The sequence below is a fragment of the Streptomyces sp. cmx-4-9 genome (assembly GCF_046548835.1).
Taxonomy (GTDB): Bacteria; Actinomycetota; Actinomycetes; order Streptomycetales; family Streptomycetaceae; genus Streptomyces.
In genome coordinates this window covers 36,086-54,722 of the sequence record NZ_JAEBEE010000015.1, presented here as the reverse complement: position 1 = coordinate 54,722, position 18,637 = coordinate 36,086, and the positions used below count along the sequence as shown (strand labels likewise).

At 73.7% G+C, this 18,637-nt stretch carries 16 protein-coding genes; 12 read left to right on the top strand and 4 right to left on the bottom strand.

Going from position 1 to position 18,637, the window contains the following annotated elements; genetic code table 11:
* Positions 1-972 precede the first annotated feature (972 nt).
* The 9 genes from ACLJTM_RS33890 to ACLJTM_RS33850 all read left to right on the top strand — a co-directional run bounded on the left by ACLJTM_RS33890 (position 973) and on the right by ACLJTM_RS33850 (position 13,340).
* Complete coding sequence (locus ACLJTM_RS33890) at positions 973-2,418, top strand: aldehyde dehydrogenase family protein (RefSeq protein ID WP_411107666.1); 1,446 nt, start codon at positions 973-975, stop codon at positions 2,416-2,418.
* Between the two features lie 152 nt (positions 2,419-2,570).
* Positions 2,571-4,577 carry an acyl-CoA dehydrogenase family protein gene (locus ACLJTM_RS33885; protein ID WP_411107665.1) on the top strand — a complete coding sequence of 669 codons (2,007 nt, stop codon included), beginning with the start codon at positions 2,571-2,573 and terminating at the stop codon, positions 4,575-4,577.
* A gap of 67 nt (positions 4,578-4,644) precedes the next feature.
* The gene (locus ACLJTM_RS33880) at positions 4,645-5,988 is read left to right on the top strand and encodes a hypothetical protein (RefSeq protein WP_411107664.1); all 1,344 of its coding nucleotides are present in this window, start codon (positions 4,645-4,647) and stop codon (positions 5,986-5,988) included.
* Positions 5,989-6,008: 20 nt separating this feature from the next.
* Positions 6,009-7,262: a 1-deoxy-D-xylulose-5-phosphate reductoisomerase gene (gene dxr, locus ACLJTM_RS33875; protein ID WP_411107663.1), complete on the top strand. Its 1,254-nt coding sequence runs from the start codon at positions 6,009-6,011 to the stop codon at positions 7,260-7,262.
* Complete coding sequence (locus ACLJTM_RS33870) at positions 7,259-8,560, top strand: M50 family metallopeptidase (RefSeq protein WP_411107662.1); 1,302 nt, start codon at positions 7,259-7,261, stop codon at positions 8,558-8,560. Before dxr ends, ACLJTM_RS33870 begins: the two co-directional genes overlap by 4 nt.
* 174 nt (positions 8,561-8,734) lie before the next feature.
* Complete coding sequence (gene ispG, locus ACLJTM_RS33865) at positions 8,735-9,892, top strand: flavodoxin-dependent (E)-4-hydroxy-3-methylbut-2-enyl-diphosphate synthase (protein ID WP_411107661.1); 1,158 nt, start codon at positions 8,735-8,737, stop codon at positions 9,890-9,892.
* A 152-nt stretch (positions 9,893-10,044) separates the two neighbouring features.
* Positions 10,045-10,887, top strand: coding sequence for a GNAT family N-acetyltransferase (locus ACLJTM_RS33860; RefSeq protein ID WP_411107668.1), 843 nt, complete (start codon positions 10,045-10,047; stop codon positions 10,885-10,887).
* Between the two features lie 143 nt (positions 10,888-11,030).
* Positions 11,031-11,603 (top strand): GNAT family N-acetyltransferase, encoded by a 573-nt coding sequence (locus ACLJTM_RS33855; protein WP_411107660.1) that lies wholly within the window; start codon positions 11,031-11,033, stop codon positions 11,601-11,603.
* Positions 11,604-11,645: 42 nt separating this feature from the next.
* A complete protein-coding gene (locus ACLJTM_RS33850) occupies positions 11,646-13,340 on the top strand; it encodes a proline--tRNA ligase (RefSeq protein ID WP_411107659.1) in 1,695 nt (564 codons plus the stop codon).
* Positions 13,341-13,372: 32 nt separating this feature from the next.
* Here ACLJTM_RS33850 and ACLJTM_RS33845 read toward each other — a convergent pair whose 3' ends face one another.
* Genes ACLJTM_RS33845 through ACLJTM_RS33830 form a run of 4 tightly spaced genes read right to left on the bottom strand, consistent with a single transcriptional unit; the run spans position 13,373 to position 16,385 of the window.
* Positions 13,373-14,398 (bottom strand): slipin family protein, encoded by a 1,026-nt coding sequence (locus tag ACLJTM_RS33845; protein WP_411107658.1) that lies wholly within the window; start codon positions 14,396-14,398, stop codon positions 13,373-13,375.
* Between the two features lie 42 nt (positions 14,399-14,440).
* Positions 14,441-15,343, bottom strand: coding sequence for an aminoglycoside phosphotransferase family protein (locus ACLJTM_RS33840; RefSeq protein ID WP_411107657.1), 903 nt, complete (start codon positions 15,341-15,343; stop codon positions 14,441-14,443).
* Between the two features lie 47 nt (positions 15,344-15,390).
* Positions 15,391-15,831, bottom strand: coding sequence for a ferritin-like domain-containing protein (locus ACLJTM_RS33835; RefSeq protein ID WP_411107656.1), 441 nt, complete (start codon positions 15,829-15,831; stop codon positions 15,391-15,393).
* On the bottom strand, positions 15,828-16,385 hold the full coding sequence (locus tag ACLJTM_RS33830; protein ID WP_411107655.1) for a hypothetical protein: 558 nt from the start codon (positions 16,383-16,385) through the stop codon (positions 15,828-15,830). The genes ACLJTM_RS33835 and ACLJTM_RS33830 overlap by 4 nt, the downstream gene beginning before the upstream one ends.
* Before the next feature lie 157 nt (positions 16,386-16,542).
* On the opposite strand from ACLJTM_RS33830, the gene rimP reads away from it, so the two are divergent.
* The 3 genes from rimP to ACLJTM_RS33815 all read left to right on the top strand — a co-directional run bounded on the left by rimP (position 16,543) and on the right by ACLJTM_RS33815 (position 18,553).
* The gene (gene rimP / locus ACLJTM_RS33825; protein ID WP_411107654.1) at positions 16,543-17,055 is read left to right on the top strand and encodes a ribosome maturation factor RimP; all 513 of its coding nucleotides are present in this window, start codon (positions 16,543-16,545) and stop codon (positions 17,053-17,055) included.
* 2 nt (positions 17,056-17,057) lie between these two features.
* Complete coding sequence (gene nusA, locus ACLJTM_RS33820; protein WP_411107653.1) at positions 17,058-18,086, top strand: transcription termination factor NusA; 1,029 nt, start codon at positions 17,058-17,060, stop codon at positions 18,084-18,086.
* A 179-nt stretch (positions 18,087-18,265) separates the two neighbouring features.
* Positions 18,266-18,553 (top strand): YlxR family protein, encoded by a 288-nt coding sequence (locus ACLJTM_RS33815; protein ID WP_411107652.1) that lies wholly within the window; start codon positions 18,266-18,268, stop codon positions 18,551-18,553.
* The last annotated feature ends 84 nt before the right edge of the window (positions 18,554-18,637 follow it).

Genomic DNA, 18,637 nt, shown 5'->3' with positions numbered 1-18,637 from the left:
GCTCGTCCTGCGGGAACCCTCCTGCACGTCCCCACCCCACCGCTCGGGCGTTGACGGGCCAGGGGTGTGGAGCCGTGCAGGGGTGTTCCCGCAGGACGAGCGCGCAACCGCCCTGATGGCGTGGGGTCAGGCTCAGTGCGCGAGCCGAGGAGGACACCCCGGAGGGGCGCCGCACCCCGACCCCCCACCGACCAACCCCCACCACCCCAACCCCAAAATCCGAAGCCCCCGCCCAGCCCCCATCAGCCCAGCCGGCGCTTGAGGCGACAGCTGGGGCGCAGCCCCGCCCCGGCTGCCAAGGCCCAGGCCCAGCCGGCGCAGCCCAGGCCCGGCCGCCGAGGCCAAGGCCCAGCGGCGCAGCCCAGGCCCAGCCGCCAGGGCCCGGCTCCGCCGTCCCAGCCCAGCCGGCGATTGAGGCGACGGCTGGGGCGCAGCCCAGGCCCGCCCGCCAGGGCCGCGCCCGACGCACCCAGCCCAGCCGGCGTTTGAGGCGACAGCCCGGGCGCAGCCCCACCCCGGCTGCCAAGGCCCAGGCCCAGCCGGCGCAGCCCCGGCCCCGGCCGCCCGGCCCCGGCCCGGCCGCCCGGCCCCGGCCAGGCCGCCAAGGCCCCGGCCCAGGCCCAGCCGGCGATTGAGGCGACGGCTGGGGCGCAGCCCCGGTCCAGCCGCCAGGGCCGCGCCCGACGCACCAGCCCAGCCGGCGATTGAGGCGATAGCCCGGGCGGAGCCCCGCCCCGGCTGCCAAGGCCCAGGCCCAGCCGGCACAGCCCCGCCACGGCCCCGGCCCGGCCGCCAAGGCCACGGCCCAGCCATCCCCCCCGGCGCCCGAGGCGAAAGGGTGGGCGCGACACTGCCAAACCGGCGCGCCAGCGCCGACCCGTACTACACCCCGGCTAAACGCCGAATCCCCGACGGAGTCCTACGGTGGAGGGGACAAGGACCACCGCACCCATCCGAAGGGCCGGGATTCGCATGACTTCCACCCACGCCTTCTGGCTCGCCGGCCGCCAGGCCACCGGCGAGGACAGCTTCGACGTCCACTCCCCGTGGGACGGCCGCCTCGTCGGCACCGTCAGCGTGCCCACGGACGCGCAGGTCGAAGAGGCCGTGGCCGCGGCGCACGCCGTGACGGCGGAGTTCTCCGCGACCCCCGCCCACGTACGGGCCGCCGCCCTGGACCACGTGTCCAAGCGGCTCGCCGAGCGCACCGAGGAGATCGCCCAGCTGATCTCCGCCGAGAACGGCAAGCCGATCAAGTGGGCGCGCGGCGAGGTCGGCCGTGCGGTGTCCGTGTTCCGCTTCGCCGCCGAAGAGGCCCGCCGCTTCAACGGCGGAGAGGCCCAGCGCCTGGACACCGACGCCGGCGGCGTCGGCCGCCTCGCCCTGACCCGCCGCTTCGTCAAGGGCCCGGTCCTCGGCATCGCGCCGTTCAACTTCCCGCTGAACCTGTGCGCCCACAAGGTGGCCCCGGCCATCGCCGTCGGCGCGCCGATCATCCTCAAGCCCGCACCGGCGACGCCCCTGTCCGGGCTGATCCTCGGCGAGCTGCTCGCCGAGACCGACCTGCCGGCCGGTTCCTGGTCGGTCCTGCCGGTGGCGAACGACAAGATGCCCGCCCTGGTCAAGGACGAGCGCCTCCCCGTGATCTCCTTCACCGGCTCCGACACCGTCGGCTACGCCATCCAGCAGTCCGTGCCGCACAAGCACTGCACCCTGGAGCTCGGCGGCAACGCCGCGGCCGTGGTCCTGGCCGACTGGGCCTCCGAGGCCGACCTCGACTGGGCCGCGACCCGCATCGCGACCTTCTCGAACTACCAGGCCGGCCAGTCCTGCATCTCCGTGCAGCGCGTGGTCGCCGACGCCGCCGTCTACGACCGCCTCGTGGAGAAGGTCGTGGCGAAGGTGCAGGCGCAGGTCACCGGTGACCCGTCGGACGGCGCCACCGACGTGGGCCCGCTGGTCTCCCAGGCCGCCGCCGAGCGCGTCGAGTCCTGGGTTGACGAGGCGGTTTCCGCGGGGGCCAAGCTGCTCACGGGCGGCACGCGCACGGGTGCCTCGTACGAGCCCACCGTGCTCGCGGAGGTCCCCGGCGGCGTCAAGCTGGCCACCGAGGAGGTCTTCGGACCGGTGCTGACCCTCACGAAGGTCGAGAGCACCGACGAGGCCTTCGCGGCCGTCAACGACTCGAAGTTCGGCCTGCAGACCGGCGTCTTCACCCGGGACATCCAGGTCGCCTTCCGCGCCCACCGCGAGCTCGAGGTCGGCGGTGTGATCATCGGTGACGCGCCGTCGTACCGCGCCGACCAGATGCCGTACGGCGGCGTCAAGCAGTCCGGTGTGGGCCGCGAGGGCGTGCGCTACGCGATGGACGACTACACGTACGAGCGAGTCCTGGTCCTGACCGGCCTCGACATCTGATCTCGTACGGCCAAAGAGCCGACGGCCGGAGCCCACTGTGCGGGGGCTCCGGCCGTCTCCCTTTTCCGCGCCGCCCGGAACGGGTACGTGTCACTGGCAGCACCGGCCGCCAGGCCGGTACCACCGACTCCGGCGGCGAGGTGAGCCCCCTCATGTCCGCAACACAGCCCGCTCAGCCCAACGGCACCCGGCCAGACGGCACCCGGCCCGACAGCGACCGGCCCGACGGCGCCCGGCCCAAGGTGACCGAGCGCGAGGCACGGCAGGTCGCGGAAGCGGCCCGGGAACAGGACTGGCGCAAGCCCAGCTTCGCCAAGGAACTCTTTCTCGGGCGGTTCCGCCTCGACCTGATCCACCCCCACCCGCTGCCCGCCGACGAGGACGTCCGGCGCGGTGAGGCCTTCCTGGCCCGGCTGCGGGAGTTCTGCGAGACCTCCGTGGACGGCGCCCGCATCGAACGCGAGGCGAAGATCCCCGACGAGACCGTGCGCGGGCTCAAGGAGCTCGGCGCGCTCGGGATGAAGATCGACCCCCGGTACGGGGGCCTCGGCCTCACCCAGGTCTACTACAACAAGGCGCTGGCCCTCGTCGGGTCCGTCAGTCCCGCCATCGGCGCGCTGCTCTCCGCGCACCAGTCGATCGGTGTGCCGCAGCCGCTGAAGATGTTCGGCACGCAGGAGCAGAAGGACGCCTACCTGCCCCGCTGCGCCACCACCGCCGTCAGCGCCTTCCTGCTGACCGAGCCGGACGTCGGCTCCGACCCGGCGCGGCTGGCGACCACGGCCGTGCCCGACGACGCCGACGACGCGTACGTCCTGGACGGCGTGAAGCTGTGGACGACCAACGGGGTCGTCGCCGACCTCCTGGTGGTCATGGCCCGGGTGCCCCGGAGTGAGAACCACCGCGGCGGGATCACCGCCTTCGTCGTGGAGGCCGACTCCCCGGGCATCACCGTGGAGCACCGCAATGCCTTCATGGGCCTGCGCGGCCTGGAGAACGGGGTCACCCGCTTCCACCGGGTCAGGGTCCCCGCGGCCCAGCGGATCGGCGCCGAGGGCGCCGGCCTCAAGATCGCCCTGACCACCCTGAACACCGGCCGGCTGTCGCTGCCGGCGATGTGCGTCGGCGCCGGCAAGTGGTGCCTGAAGATCGCCCGTGAGTGGTCGGGGGTACGGGAGCAGTGGGGCCGCCCGGTCGCCCGCCACGAGGCGGTCGGGGCCAAGATCTCCTTCATCGCCGCGACCACCTTCGCCCTGGAGGCCGTCGTCGACCTCGCCTCGCAGATGGCCGACGAGGACCGCAACGACATCCGCATCGAGGCCGCCCTCGCCAAGCTGTATGGCTCCGAGATGGCCTGCCTGATGGCCGACGAACTGGTGCAGATCCGCGGCGGCCGCGGCTTCGAGACCGCCGAGTCCCTCGCGGCCCGCGGCGAGCGCGCCGTCCCCGCCGAGCAGATGCTGCGCGACCTGCGGATCAACCGGATCTTCGAGGGCTCCACGGAGATCATGCACCTGCTGATCGCCCGCGAGGCCGTCGACGCCCACCTGTCCGTGGCCGGCGACCTCATCGACCCCGAGAAGGCCCTCGGCGACAAGGCGAAGGCGGGGGCCCGCGCGGCCGGGTTCTACGCCCGCTGGCTGCCCAGGCTGGCCACCGGCGCCGGGCAGGTCCCGGGCGCCTACCGGGAGTTCCACCCCGGCGGCCACCCCGACCTCGCCACCCACCTGCGCCACGTGGAGCGCAGCGCCCGCCGGCTCGCCCGTGCGACGTTCCTCGCCATGGCGCGCTGGCAGGGCCGGATGGAGACCAAGCAGGGCTTCCTCGGCCGGATCGTCGACATCGGCGCCGAGCTCTTCGCGATGAGCGCGGCCTGCGTCCGCGCCGAGCACCTGAGGGCCCGCGGCGAGCACGGCCGAGAGGCCTACCAGCTGGCCGACGCCTTCTGCCGGCAGTCCCGGATCCGGGTGGAGGAGCTCTTCGGGCGGCTCTGGACGAACACCGACGACCTGGACGGAACCGTCGTCCAGGGGGTCCTGTCCGGGACGTACGCCTGGCTGGAGGAGGGCGTCCTCGACCCCTCCGGCGACGGCCCCTGGATCGCCGATGCGTCCCCCGGGCCCTCCGTGCACGAAAACGTCCACCGCCCCCTTCGCTGAACCGCCGCTGACCTGCGATCATCGCCGCACGCCGGAGAGGCGTACGGGAGCGGCGACGGGGAATCGGATGCATGTGGACGCTGACCGGGAGAGCAGGCGGCTGGCCTGGTGCGTGGCACTGCTGCTGCGCCACGCACCGGACGCCGTCGCGGCCGGCCTGCCGGCCCGACTGGACGCGCGGACCCGCCGCTACCTCTGCCGCGACGAGTACCTCCCGGCCCCGGTCGTCACGCTGCTGCTGCGCGACGGCGCCGAGGAGGACCGCCGCACCATCGCCCGCAACCCCCGGGTGCTGGGCCGCCCGCTGCCGGGCCTGCCCGGGCCTGCCCGGTACGCCGCCCGGCCCGCCCCGGCGCCGGAGCTGCTCGCCGTCTACGCCGCCGAACTGGGCCGTGCGGCCGGGGCGGGGACCGCGCCGCTGACCGGCGCGGAGCTGGTCACCCTGCTGCGCCGGCACGGCAGCCGCCGGCCGCGCGCCGCGCTCGACGTGCTCGCGCTGCCGCACGAATCCGACCCCGGGGTGCTGCTCGCCGAGCACGCCCGCCGCCCGCTGCCGCCCGGCGCGGTCGAGGCCCTGCTGCTCGCGGGCGGCGCGGACCGGCGCACCTGCCTGGCCCTGCTGGACACGCGGGCGCAGACCTCGTACGGGCCGTCCTGGCACCGGCCCGCCGTCCGTGCGGTCCGCACCGGCACCCTGACCTTCGACGAGCTCGCGGCGGCCGTGGCACCGGCCCACCGGGGCCTGCTGCTCGGCGAAGCGCACGCCGTCGGCCGGTTCGCCTGGAACCTCGACGAGTGGGCCGGGATGCGCGCGGCGCTGCGCCGGGTGCTGCGGCCCGCCCTCGGCGACGATCCGCGGCTGTGGGCGGAGCTGCGGCGGCATGCACCCGGCTTCACCGGCACGCTGCCCGAACTGGCTGCCGCGGTGGCGGCGGGGGCCGCTCCGGCGCCGGCGCCCCGGGATGCCGACGGCCCGGACCTCGCCCGGGCCGTCGACGCGCTCGCCCCCGGCTCCCCGGAGGCCGAGGCGGGGGTGCAGCGGGAACTGGCCCTGGCCAGCCTGGCGGTGCCCAACGCCATGGGCGACCTGCGCGAGGACGTCCGCTGGGTCCGGGCCTGCCTGGACTCCGGGCTGCTCACCGGCACCGACGTGGCCGGGCACAAGGCCCCCGCAGCCTGGGCGCTGGACGAGGCACACTGGCTGGGCGAGGTCGACTACCCCGACCGGTTCGACCGGCCGCAGGCGGTGCTGGCCGCCCGGGCCGAGGCGGACCGGCTGTTCGACGCGGTCCTCGGCACGGACGCCGAGGCCTGGTGGCGGGCGGCCCGCGCCCTGCCGGAGTTCGCGGGCACGCTCCCCGAACTGCTCGCGGGGGCGGTTCACGGGGACTCCGTGTCCAACCGCACCTGAGTTGGGGCAAGAATGGGGGCATGAGCGACCGCCCTACCCCCCTCGCCGACCCGCGCCTCCTCTTCGACGCCGCGGCCGGCCCCCGGGACATTGTCGTCCTCGGGTCCACCGGATCCATCGGCACCCAGGCCATCGACCTCGCCCTGCGCAACCCGGACCGGTTCCGGGTGACCGCCCTGTCCGCGGCGGGCGGTCGCGTCGGGCTGCTGGCCGAGCAGGCCCGGCGGCTGCGGGTCGCCACCGTGGCCGTGGCCCGTGAGGATGCGGTGCCCGCCCTGAAGGAGGCGCTCGGCGCCGCGTACGGGACCTCCGAGCCGCTGCCGGAGATCCTGGCCGGCCCCGACGCGGCGACCGACCTCGCGGCCTCCGAGTGCCACACCGTCCTCAACGGCATCACCGGTTCCATCGGCCTCGCGCCCACCCTCGCCGCGCTGCGGGCGGGTCGGACCCTGGCCCTCGCGAACAAGGAGTCGCTGATCGTCGGCGGTCCGCTGGTCAAGGAGCTCGCGCAGCCCGGCCAGATCATCCCGGTGGACTCCGAGCACGCGGCGCTCTTCCAGGCACTGGCCGCCGGGACCCGGGCGGACGTGCGCCGGCTCGTGGTCACCGCCTCGGGCGGGCCCTTCCGCGGCCGTACCCGCGCCGACCTGGCCAAGGTCACCGTGCAGGACGCGCTGGCCCACCCGACCTGGGCCATGGGCCCGGTGATCACCGTCAACTCGGCGACCCTGGTCAACAAGGGGCTGGAGGTCATCGAGGCGCACCTGCTCTACGACATCCCCTTCGAGCAGATCGAGGTCGTGGTCCACCCGCAGTCGTACGTGCACTCGATGGTGGAGTTCACCGACGGCTCCACCCTCGCGCAGGCCACCCCGCCGGACATGCGCGGGCCCATCGCGATCGGCATCGGCTGGCCCGAGCGCATTCCGGACGCGGCCCCCGCCTTCGACTGGACCAAGGCGTCCACCTGGGAGTTCTTCCCCCTGGACAACGAGGCCTTCCCGGCCGTGGAGCTGGCCCGGCACGTGGGCGCCCTGGGCGGCACGGCCCCGGCGGTGTTCAATGCGGCGAACGAGGAGTGCGTGGAGGCGTTCCTGGCCGGTCGGCTGCCGTTCACGGCAATCATGGATACGGTCTCTGCCGTGGTCGACGAGCACGGGACGCCGGACGCGGGAACTTCCCTGACGGTCCAGGACGTCCTCGAAGCAGAGGCCTGGGCCAGGGCCCGGGCACAGGAGAGGGCGGCTCGCGCCGCCGTGGAGGCGGGCGCATGACCATACTGCTGACGGCGATCGGGATCGTCGTGTTCGTGGTCGGGCTGCTGTTCTCCATCGCCTGGCACGAGCTCGGGCACCTCAGCACCGCCAAGCTCTTCGGCATCCGCGTGCCCCAGTACATGGTCGGCTTCGGCCGGACGGTCTGGTCGCGCAAGAGGGGCGACACCGAGTACGGGATCAAGGCCATCCCGATGGGCGGCTACATCCGCATGATCGGGATGTTCCCTCCCGGCGAGGACGGCCGGGTCAGCGCCCGGTCCACCTCGCCGTTCCGCTCGATGATCGAGGACGCCCGCTCGGCGGCGTACGAGGAGCTCCAGCCCGGCGACGAGACGCGGCTCTTCTACACGCGCAAGCCGTGGAAGCGCGTGATCGTGATGTTCGCGGGCCCGTTCATGAACCTGGTGCTGGCGCTGGCGATCTTCTTCGGGCTCTGGATGACCTTCGGGGTCAACCAGACCACCACCCAGGTCGCCTCCGTCTCGCCCTGCGTCATCAAGCAGAGCCAGAACCGCGAGGTCTGCAAGGACGGGGACCCGGTGGCCCCCGCCAAGGCGGCCGGACTTCAGGCGGGCGACCGGATCGTGGCCTTCAACGGCCGCAAGGTCGCCGACTGGACCGCCCTGCAGGAGCGGATCCGCGACACCGTCGGCCCTACCACCGTCACCGTGGTCCGCGACGGCGCCGAGCGGACCCTCCCGGTGGACCTGATCCCCAACCAGGTCGCCCGGACGGACGGCCACGGCGGATACGTCAAGGGCGAGTACGTGACGGCCGGCTGGCTCGGCTTCACCCCCAGGAGCGAGATCGCGGCGCTGACCTTCGGCCAGTCCGTGGACCACATGGGGCAGATCGTCGAGAGCAGCGTCCAGGGCCTGGTCAGGCTGCCGCAGAAGGTCCCCGCCCTGTGGAACGCGGCCTTCAACGGCGCCGAGCGGGAGCCGGACTCCCCGATGGGCATCGTCGGCGCCGCCCGGATCAACGGGGAGATCGCCACCCTGGAGATCCCCGCCGAGCAGCGCGTGTCGCTCATGCTGAACGTGCTGGGCATGTTCAACCTCTCGCTCTTCCTGTTCAACATGCTGCCGCTGCTTCCGCTGGACGGCGGGCACATCGCCGGAGCCCTGTGGGAGTCGCTGCGCCGCAGTGTGGCGCGGCTGTTCCGGCGGGCCGACCCCGGCCCGTTCGACGTGGCGAAGCTGATGCCGGCCGCGTACGTGGTGGCCGGGGTCTTCGTCTGCTTCACGCTGCTGGTGCTGGTCGCGGACGTGGTCAACCCCATCAAGATCACTTAGGGGCGCTCCGGCACAGCGCGGGGACCGGGGGCCGGGCACGTATCGTGCCCGGCCCCCTACGTTCGGGTGGCGTGCCCCCGCGGATGCGTGGCGGGCGCGGTGATTGGCGTAATCTCGGAGCCTGGAGCCCGCCGATCTCGGGACCTTGATCCACACCTTGGGGTTGCACAGCAGATGACTGCCATCTCTCTCGGAATGCCGTCCGTGCCGACGAAGCTTGCCGACCGCCGGGTCAGCCGCAAGATCCACGTCGGTTCCGTGGCCGTCGGAGGCGACGCGCCCATCTCGGTCCAGTCGATGACCACGACCCGCACCTCCGACATCGGCGCCACGCTCCAGCAGATCGCGGAGCTCACCGCCTCCGGCTGCAACATCGTCCGCGTGGCCTGCCCCACCCAGGACGACGCCGACGCCCTCGCCGTCATCGCGAAGAAGTCGCAGATCCCGGTCATCGCGGACATCCACTTCCAGCCGAAGTACGTGTTCGCCGCCATCGAGGCGGGCTGCGCCGCGGTCCGCGTGAACCCGGGCAACATCAAGCAGTTCGACGACAAGGTCAAGGAGATCGCGCGGGCCGCCAAGGACACCGGCACCCCGATCCGGATCGGCGTGAACGCGGGCTCCCTCGACGCGCGGCTGCTCAAGAAGTACGGCAAGGCCACCCCCGAGGCGCTGGTCGAGTCCGCGCTGTGGGAGGCCTCCCTCTTCGAGGAGCACGGCTTCGGCGACATCAAGATCTCGGTCAAGCACAACGACCCCGTCGTCATGGTCAACGCCTACCGCCAGCTCGCCGCCGCCTGCGACTACCCGCTGCACCTCGGCGTCACCGAGGCCGGCCCCGCCTTCCAGGGCACCATCAAGTCCGCCGTCGCCTTCGGCGCCCTGCTCTCCGAGGGCATCGGCGACACCATCCGCGTCTCCCTCTCCGCCCCGCCGGTGGAGGAGGTCAAGGTCGGCAACCAGATCCTGGAGTCGCTGAACCTCAAGCCGCGCCGCCTGGAGATCGTCTCCTGCCCGTCCTGCGGGCGCGCCCAGGTCGACGTCTACAAGCTGGCCGAAGAGGTCACCGCGGGCCTGGAGGGCATGGAGGTCCCGCTGCGCGTCGCGGTCATGGGCTGCGTCGTCAACGGCCCCGGCGAGGCCCGCGAGGCCGACCTGGGTGTGGCCTCCGGCAACGGCAAGGGCCAGATCTTCGTCAAGGGCGAGGTCATCAAGACCGTCCCCGAGTCGAAGATCGTGGAGACCCTGATCGAAGAGGCGATGAAGATCGCCGAGCAGATGGAGAAGGACGGCGTGACCTCCGGCGAGCCCACCGTGGCCATCGGGGTCTGACCCCGGCCCGCTCCGCGGCTCCCGGGCCCCGGCCGCCACCCCCCGCCGCGGGGGCGGGGGCCGGGGCTTTCCCGTACCCGGCACCCGGGCATCCCCGAGCCGCGCCGGGTACAGTGCGGAGATCAGCAGACGTGTACGGTGAGGCCCCAGTGTTGACGCAGACCACCACCCGGGTCCTTGAGCCCGGTGACCTCGAGGCCGCGCTTGACGTCCTCGGACGCGAGCCGGTCGCGAACGCTTTCGTCACCTCCCGGGTCCAGGTCGCCGGACTGGACCCCTGGCGGCTGGGCGGCGAGATGTGGGGCTGGTACACGGGCGGCGAACTGCGCTCCCTGTGCTACGCCGGCGCCAACCTGGTCCCCGTCTGCGCCGGACCCGAGGCCGTGCGCGCCTTCGCCGACCGGGCCCGGCGGACCGGACGCCGCTGCTCCTCCATCGTCGGCCCGGCCGAGGCCACCCGGCTGCTGTGGCAGCTCCTGGAACCCAGCTGGGGGCCGGCCCGCGACGTCCGCTCCCGCCAGCCCCTGATGACCATCGAGCAGCCGTCCACGACCGTCGAGCCCGATCCGTTGGTGCGCCGGGTCCGCAAGGACGAGATGGACGTGATCATGCCCGCCTGCGTGGCCATGTTCACCGAGGAGGTCGGCATCTCCCCGATGGCCGGGGACGGCGGACTGCTCTACCAGGCCCGGGTCGCCGAACTCGTCGGCACCGGCCGGTCCTTCGCCCGGGTCGAGGACGGCAGGGTGGTCTTCAAGGCCGAGATCGGCGCCGCCACCGCGCGGGCCTGCCAGATCCAGGGCGTCTGGGTCGACCCCGCATTCCGCGGCCTCGGCCACTCCGAGCGCGGGATGGCCGCCGTGGTCGCCTACGCCCTGCGGGACGTGGCCCCGGTGGTCAGCCTGTACGTCAACGACTTCAACACCGCTGCCCGCGCCTCCTACCGGCGGGTCGGCTTCCGCGAGGTCGGCGCGTTCATGAGCGTCCTCTTCTGACCGCCGCCGGGACCCGAGCCGACCCTGCGCCCGAGCCCGCGCCCGAGCCGGCGCATGCGCCCGCGCGGGTCACGGCGCACGGACACCGGCGCGTACGTCCGACGCCATATCGGAGCGCCCGTACCCCGCAGTAAGGTCGCCGCATGCTGCCTATCCCCGGGGGCGAAGGCCCCGCCCGCCCCGCCGGCCTCCAGATCGGCCCGCTCGACCTCGCCGCCCGCGTGGACGAGGCCCTGCGCGTGCAGGCGGTGGCCTTCGGCCTCAGCGAGGAAGAGGTCGGCATCCGCCGGTACATCGTCCAGCGGCACATGGACTGCAGCGGCGCCCGCGCCCTCGGCGCGTACACGGAGGACGGGGCGCTCACCGGCTTCGTGTACGGGATGCCGAACGACCGCAGCCACTGGTGGTCCACCGTCGTCGAGCCCTACCTGCGGGCCGACGGCCGCGACGGCTGGCTCGACCACTCCTTCGTGATCACCGAACTCCACGTCCACCCCGGCTTCCAGGGGCACGGGGTCGGCCGCGCGCTGATCACCCGCATCACCGACGGCGCCGCCGAACCCCGCTCGATCCTCTCGGCCATCGACACCGACAGTCCGGCCCGCGCCCTGTACCGCTCCCTCGGCTACACCGACCTCGCCCGCCGGGTCCACTTCCCGAGCGCGAGCCTCCCGTACGCCGTGATGGGAGCCCCGCTGCCGCTGCGCAGGCCCTGAGTCCGGTAACGGCCCCCCGAGCGGCCCCGGTAACCTCCCGGTATGTCTACGCAACACGTGCAGCGCATGTCCCGCCTCATGGCCAAGACCCTCCGGGAGGACCCGGCCGACGCGGAGACCCTCAGCCACCGGCTCCTCGTCCGCGCCGGATACGTCCGCCGCAGCTCGGCCGGGGTGTGGACCTGGCTGCCCCTGGGCAAGCGGGTCCTGGAGAACGTCTCCCGCATCGTCCGCGAGGAGATGGACGGGATCGGCGCCCAGGAGGTGCTGCTCCCGGCGCTGCTGCCGAAGGAGCCCTACGAGGTCAGCGGCCGCTGGTCGGAGTACGGCGACCTGCTGTTCCGGCTCCGGGACCGCAAGGGCGCGGAGTACCTGCTCGGCCCGACGCACGAGGAGATCTTCACGCTGCTGGTGAAGGACCAGTGCACCTCGTACAAGGACCTGCCGGTCATGCTGTACCAGATCCAGACCAAGTACCGCGACGAGGCGCGCCCCCGGTCGGGCGTGCTGCGCGGCCGCGAGTTCCAGATGAAGGACTCCTACTCCTTCGACGTGTCCGACGAGGGACTGGAGGAGTCGTACCGGCTGCACCGCGAGGCGTACGTCCGGATCTTCGAGCGGCTCGGGATGGACCACCGGATCGTCTCGGCGGTGTCCGGAGCGATGGGCGGTTCGGCCTCCGAGGAGTTCCTGGCGCCGGCCCCGGCGGGCGAGGACACCTTCGCGGACTGCCCGTCCTGCTCGTACGCCGCGAACACCGAGGCCGTGACCTTCCCGCTGGCCCCGGTGGCGGGGGAGCACCCGCCGCTGGAGGAGGTGGACACCCCGGACACCCCCACCATCGAGACCCTGGCGGCGCACCTGGGCGTACCGGCCTCGGCCACCCTGAAGAACCTGCTGGTGAAGGTGGACGGCGAGATCGTCGCCGTGGGTGTGCCCGGCGACCGCGAGGTCGACCTCGGCAAGCTGGGCGAGCACCTGGCCCCGGCCGTCGTGGAGCTGGTGACGGCGGAGGACTTCGAGGGCCGCTCCGACCTGGTCCGCGGCTACGTGGGCCCGCAGGGCCTGGAGAAGGTCCGCTACCTCGCCGACCCCCGCGTCGCCCCGGGCACCGCCTGGGTCACCGGGGCCAACCGGGCGGACACCCACGCCCGCAACGTGGTCTGCGGCCGGGACTTCGAGGTGGACCGGTACCTGGACGTGGTGGTCGTGGAGCCGGGCGACCCCTGCCCCTCCTGCGGCGCGGGCCTGCGGCTCGACCGGGCCATCGAGATCGGCCACATCTTCCAGCTGGGCCGCAAGTACGCCGACGCCTTCGGACTGGACGTCCTCGGCCGCGAGGGCAAGCCGGTCCGGGTCACGATGGGCTCGTACGGCATCGGCGTCTCGCGCGCGGTGGCCGCGCTGGCCGAGCAGACGGCCGACGAGCGCGGACTGTGCTGGCCGGCGGCGGTGGCCCCGGCCGACGTCCATGTGGTGGCCGCCGGCAAAGCCGTCCCGCTGGCGCTGGCGGAGCAGGCGGCGGACGCCCTGGCCGCCGCGGGCAAGCGCGTGCTGCTGGACGACCGGCCGGGCCTCTCCCCGGGCGTGAAGCTCACGGACGCGGAGCTGATCGGCGTCCCGTGGATCCTGGTGGCGGGCCGCCGCTCGGCCGAGTCGGTGGTGGAGCTCCAGGACCGCGCGGCCGGCACCCGCGAGGAACTCCCGCTGGCGGAGGCCCTCGCCCGCCTGGCGTAGCCGCCGGCGCCGCGCCGCCCGGGCCGCGCCGCTCAGGCCGCGCCGGGAACGTCCCGGGCCGGGGCGTCCCTGTGCGGGGCGTCAGGGCCCGGGTCCGGGTTCGGGTCGGGGCTGTCCGGGCCCGGTGACGGCCGGCCGTGCGCGTTCGGCCCGTCCGGAGCCGGCAGGGCCGCCGGGTCCGGTGGCGGGGCGGCCAGGGCCGGGTCGCCGCCCGGTGGGGGTCCGGCCCCGTCCGGCCCGGGGCCCTCGGTGGCCGGGCCGGCCGGAGCCGGGCCGTGCGCCGCCGTCCCCGCGGGGGCGGGCGCCGCACGTTCGAGGAAGCGGAGCAGTTCCACCGGGAACGGCAGGACCAGGGTGGAGTTCTTCTCCGCCGCGACCGCCACCACCGTCTGCAGCAGGCGCAGCTGGAGCGCCGCGGGCTGCTCCGCCATGACCCCGGCCGCCTCGGCCAGCTTGTGCGAAGCCTGCAGTTCCGCGTCCGCGTTGATCACCCGGGCCCGGCGCTCGCGGTCGGCCTCCGCCTGCCGTGCCATCGAGCGCTTCATCGTCTCCGGCAGGGACACGTCCTTGATCTCGACCCGGTCGATCTGCACGCCCCAGCCCACCGCCGGGCTGTCGATCATCAGCTCCAGCCCCTGGTTGAGCATCTCCCGGTTGGAGAGCAGGTCGTCCAGGTCCGACTTGCCGATGATCGAGCGCAGCGAGGTCTGCGCCATCTGCGAGACCGCGAAGCGGTAGTCCTCCACCGCCACGACGGCGCTCGCCGGGTCGACGACCTTGAAGTACACGACCGCGTCCACCCGCACCGTGACGTTGTCCCGGGTGATGCCCTCCTGGGCCGGCACCGGCAGCGTCACGATCTGCATGTTGACCTTCCGCAGCCGGTCCACCACCGGGACGATCGTGGTGAAGCCCGGGCCGCGGATCTCCGTGCGCAGCCGACCGAGGCGGAACACCAGGCCCCGCTCGTACTGCTTGACCACCCGTGCGGCGAAGCCCGCGTAGACCGCGAGGCCCGCGCCGGCGGCGACCACTGCTGTCAGCACTTCCTCGACCATGGCAGCCCCCTGCCCGACATACCTGTCTATGTACGGTATGCCCTACAACCAGGCTGCGAACTCCAGCAGCATCTCCGCGTCCCGCCGCCGCCCGGCCGCCAGCGCCCGGTTCCCCGACTCCACGGCCCGGAACACCGTCCAGCCCCGCAGCCGCTCCCGGTCCACCTCCAGGGCGTCGGCCAGCTTGTTGACCCGCCGGCGTGCGCCCGCAGCCCCCGTCGAGGCGGCGACCTGGTCCTCCAGCCGGTCGCGGACCAGCCGGGCCAGGTCGTAGGCCCGCTCGCCGACCAGCGGGTCCGGGCCCACCGTCAGCCACGGCGCCCGTTCGCCCGCCAGCACCTTGCCCTGCCGGAAGTTCCCGTGCAGCAGGAGCTCCTCGGGCGGGGCCGCGACCAGCTCCTCCCGGAAGTCCAGGGCCGCCCCGGCCAGCGCGCTCACCTCGGGCGGAGCCGCGCGCAGCGCGGCCGACTGGGCGTGCGTGCGCTCCGCGACCGTCTCCCACCGCCCGCCGTCGGCCGGCGCGACCCAGAGCCTGCGCAGCGTGCCGCAGGCCTCCAGCAGCGCCTTCGCCTCGGGCAGCGAACGCAGCGAGACCTCCGGGTGCAGCCGCTCCAGCAGCAGCGCCCCGTCCTCGCCGTGGTGGCGGGTGTCCAGGACCCGTACGGCGCCGAACCCGCCCCAGTGGGCCAGCGCGGCCAGCTCCCGGTCGGGCCGGGCGTGCGGCGGCGCGAGCTTCAGCGCAGCCGGGGTGCCGTCGGCGTACCGGACCAGGACGACCAGGCTGCTGCGCCCGCCCGGGGCCTGCACCCGCTCGGCCTGCACCTCGCGCCGGGCCAGCGCGGCCCCCGTGAGCTCGGGCAACTGCCCCAGCCAGTCCGCGTCCTGCGCCGGTCCCGGCGTCTCGCCGAGCGCCCGTACGAGCCGCTGCGGCGGTTCGAAAGCCATGCGTGCGTGATCCCTTTCAGCCGTGCCCCCCACCCCCCGCGCCGTCCTCAGCGCTTTTCCGTGAGCCCAGGGAAGGCTACGCCGACACCGCGCCAGCGCGCCGCGTACAGCGCCGAGGCGCTCAGTGCGTCGGCCGCCATGCGGCGCAGCGGACCCTCCGCGGCCCGCACCAGATCGGAGTACGCCCCGGCGACCCGGTCCTCGATGTCGGCGGCCAGCCGCTCGGCGTCGGCGGGGGTGCGCACCTCGAACGGCAAGGCGTACGCGGCTTCCGCGGGCCGGGGCGCGCCGCCCAGCTCCCGCACCGTCCGGGCGAGCGCGTCCCGCCGGGCCAGGTGGCCGCCGTACGCCTCGCGGGCCTGGGTGGTCCGGGCGGCGTCGGCCCGGGCGCCGACCACCCCGTAGCCGTACGCGGCCGCGTGCTCGGCGGCCAAGGCGGCCTGGGCGGCCTCCAGGGCCCCGCCCGCGGAGGGGGGGTCGGGCTTCACGGCGTGGCTCCGGGGGTCGAGGTCAGCAGGTGGGTGTGGACGGCGCCGCAGGCGGCCACCGAGGCCAGCATGCGGGCCAGCTCCCCGGGGGCGCCGGCCAGGTCGATGGTCCGCGCCTCCGCCAGGCTCCGCTCGGCGTCCGCGAGGGCCGTCAGGGCGTCGGCCGGCTGCGGGGGCACCGCCGCCGCGCTCCCCGCGGGCGGCCCCGCCGGGGTGGCGCCGGCGGGCGCGGGCGACCCCGGCGGGGATCCGGAGGGTGTGGCACCGCCCGGGACCGGGCCGGGGGAGGCCAGGGCCGCGACGTGGGCGGCGACGGAGGCGCGCAGCGGTGCGAGGCGGCCGGCCAGGTCCGGATGGGCCGCCAGGGTGGCGTCGTAACGTTCCAGCAGCCGCTCGCTGTCACGGACGGCCGCTTCCCGCATCCGCCGTTCGGGTGCCGCGCCGGAGTCGGTCCCGGGCGGCTCCCCCTCGGAACACCCGGTGAGCAGCACGGCGCCGGCCGCACCGGCGAGCAGGCTCCGGCGCGAGGGTCTGCTTGTCAGAGTCCAGGGCACGGCGACGTCCTCGGGGGTGAAGGCGGGGCAGGGTGTGATCACCGTACCCGGGGCCCCGCCCGCAGGACGGACGGCAACACCCTCCGCGACCGGATACCCTTTGACCTGACACACGACGGAAAACCACAACAGCACACGCGGCCGAGGAGTCACCCGGATGAGCACCACCCAGAGCGACAGGCTGCGCGGACTGCTGGAGCCGCTCGTCGCCGCCAAGGGCCTGGACCTCGAAGAGATCGAGACGTCCCGGGCGGGCAAGCGCCGGATGCTGCGCATCATCGTGGACTCCGACGAAGGCGTGGAGCTGGACGCGTGTGCCGAGCTGAGCCGCGAAGTCTCCGACCTGCTCGACGAGACCGACGTGATGGGTGAGGACGAATACGTCCTCGAGGTGAGCTCGCCGGGCGCCGACCGCCCGCTGACCGAGCACCGCCACTACGTACGGGCCATCGGCCGCCTCGTGAAGTTCCAGCTGTCCGCCGACGGCGGCAAGGGTGCGGACGAACTCGTCGCCCGCATCCTCGACGTGGGCGACGAAGGCCTGGACCTCGAGGTCCCGGGTGTGAAGGGCCGCAAGGCGACCGCCCGGCGCATCGCGTTCACCGACATCGCCAAGGCGCGTGTCGAGATCGAGTTCAACCGCAAGGACAAGAAGGAAGAGGAGGCGTAGTCGTGGACATCGACATGAGTGCCCTGCGGGGTCTGGTCCGGGAGAAGGAGATCTCCTTCGACCTGCTCGTCGAAGCGATCGAGTCGGCCCTCCTCATCGCGTACCACCGGACCGACGGGAGCTTCCGCCGCGCCCGCGTCGAGCTGGACCGCACCAACGGTCACGTGGTCGTGTGGGCGACGGAGGACCCGAGGGACCTCGAGGAGGGCCAGGAGCCCAAGGAGTTCGACGACACCCCGTCGGACTTCGGCCGGATCGCCGCGACGACCGCCAAGCAGGTGATCCTCCAGCGTCTGCGCGACGCGGAGGACGACCTGACCTTCGGCGAGTTCGCAGGCCGCGAGGGGGACGTCATCACCGGCGTCGTCCAGCAGGGCAAGGACCCCAAGAACGTCCTGGTCGACATCGGCAAGCTGGAGGCCATCCTGCCGGTGCAGGAGCAGGTCCCCGGCGAGGACTACACGCACGGCCTGCGCCTGAAGGCGTACGTCGTGCGGGTCGCGAAGGGCGTCCGCGGTCCGTCCGTGACCCTCTCGCGCACCCACCCGAACCTGGTGAAGAAGCTCTTCGCGCTGGAGGTCCCCGAGATCGCCGACGGCAGCGTCGAGATCTCGGCGATCGCCCGCGAGGCCGGCCACCGCACCAAGATCGCCGTCCGGTCCACCCGCTCCGGCCTCAACCCGAAGGGCGCCTGCATCGGCCCGATGGGCAGCCGCGTGCGCAATGTGATGGCCGAACTGCACGGTGAGAAGATCGACATCGTCGACTGGTCGGACGACCCGGCGGAGATGGTCGCGAACGCGCTGTCACCCGCCCGGGTGAGCGAGGTCGAGGTCGTCGACTGGGACTCCCGTTCCGCCCGGGTGACCGTCCCCGACTACCAGCTGTCGCTGGCCATCGGCAAGGAGGGCCAGAACGCCCGCCTCGCCGCCCGGCTGACCGGCTGGCGCATCGACATCCGTCCCGACACCGAGACGGCCCCCGACGGGGACCGTGCCCGCGACGGGGACCGAGCCCGCGACGGGGAATAAACCCCTATCTCCCGGAGCTGTCCGGGCGGTAGACAGGAGTCACGGCCGGTGCGCCGCAGGGCCCGAACCGGGCCCGGCGGCGGGCCGTGACCCGGCAGAACAAGACAACACGACAGCCGTTCGATCTTTCTCCCGCCACTTGTCGGGGATGAGGTCGGTGCGGGGAGGTAGACTTAGGCGTGTCTGGCCGGACGCAAGCCCGCGCATGCCCCGAACGCACCTGTGTGGGGTGTCGGGAGCGAGCGGCCAAGAACGATCTGCTGCGCATCGTGGCGATCGGGGACGCATGCGTCCCCGATGCACGCGGTACGCTGCCCGGCCGGGGTGCCTACGTGCACCCCGCCGTGGTCTGCCTCGACCAGGCGGTCCGCCGCCGCGCGTTCCCCCGGGCCCTCCGGTCCACCGGACCGCTCGACACGGAGGAACTGCGCAAGGCTCTGGCCCCCGCGGCCGAGGCGACACCGTAAGAAGCAAGAGAACGGCACGGGAAGTCCGTGCGGTCAGGTACCTCGCGAGTTGGAAGTAGGTCGAGATTGCGATGAGCACTCGAT

Excerpts from the sequence above, each read along its gene's own strand:
- ACLJTM_RS33885 (WP_411107665.1), top strand. The coding sequence starts at position 2,571 with ATGTCCGCAACACAGCCCGCTCAGCCCAACGGCACCCGGCCAGACGGC.
- rimP (WP_411107654.1), top strand. The coding sequence starts at position 16,543 with ATGAGCACCACCCAGAGCGACAGGCTGCGCGGACTGCTGGAGCCGCTC.
- ACLJTM_RS33890 (WP_411107666.1), top strand. The coding sequence starts at position 973 with ATGACTTCCACCCACGCCTTCTGGCTCGCCGGCCGCCAGGCCACCGGC.
- ispG (WP_411107661.1), top strand. The coding sequence starts at position 8,735 with ATGACTGCCATCTCTCTCGGAATGCCGTCCGTGCCGACGAAGCTTGCC.
- dxr (WP_411107663.1), top strand. The coding sequence starts at position 6,009 with ATGAGCGACCGCCCTACCCCCCTCGCCGACCCGCGCCTCCTCTTCGAC.
- ACLJTM_RS33840 (WP_411107657.1), bottom strand. The coding sequence starts at position 15,343 with ATGGCTTTCGAACCGCCGCAGCGGCTCGTACGGGCGCTCGGCGAGACG.
- ACLJTM_RS33870 (WP_411107662.1), top strand. The coding sequence starts at position 7,259 with ATGACCATACTGCTGACGGCGATCGGGATCGTCGTGTTCGTGGTCGGG.
- ACLJTM_RS33880 (WP_411107664.1), top strand. The coding sequence starts at position 4,645 with ATGCATGTGGACGCTGACCGGGAGAGCAGGCGGCTGGCCTGGTGCGTG.
- ACLJTM_RS33855 (WP_411107660.1), top strand. The coding sequence starts at position 11,031 with ATGCTGCCTATCCCCGGGGGCGAAGGCCCCGCCCGCCCCGCCGGCCTC.
- ACLJTM_RS33845 (WP_411107658.1), bottom strand. The coding sequence starts at position 14,398 with ATGGTCGAGGAAGTGCTGACAGCAGTGGTCGCCGCCGGCGCGGGCCTC.
- ACLJTM_RS33850 (WP_411107659.1), top strand. The coding sequence starts at position 11,646 with ATGTCTACGCAACACGTGCAGCGCATGTCCCGCCTCATGGCCAAGACC.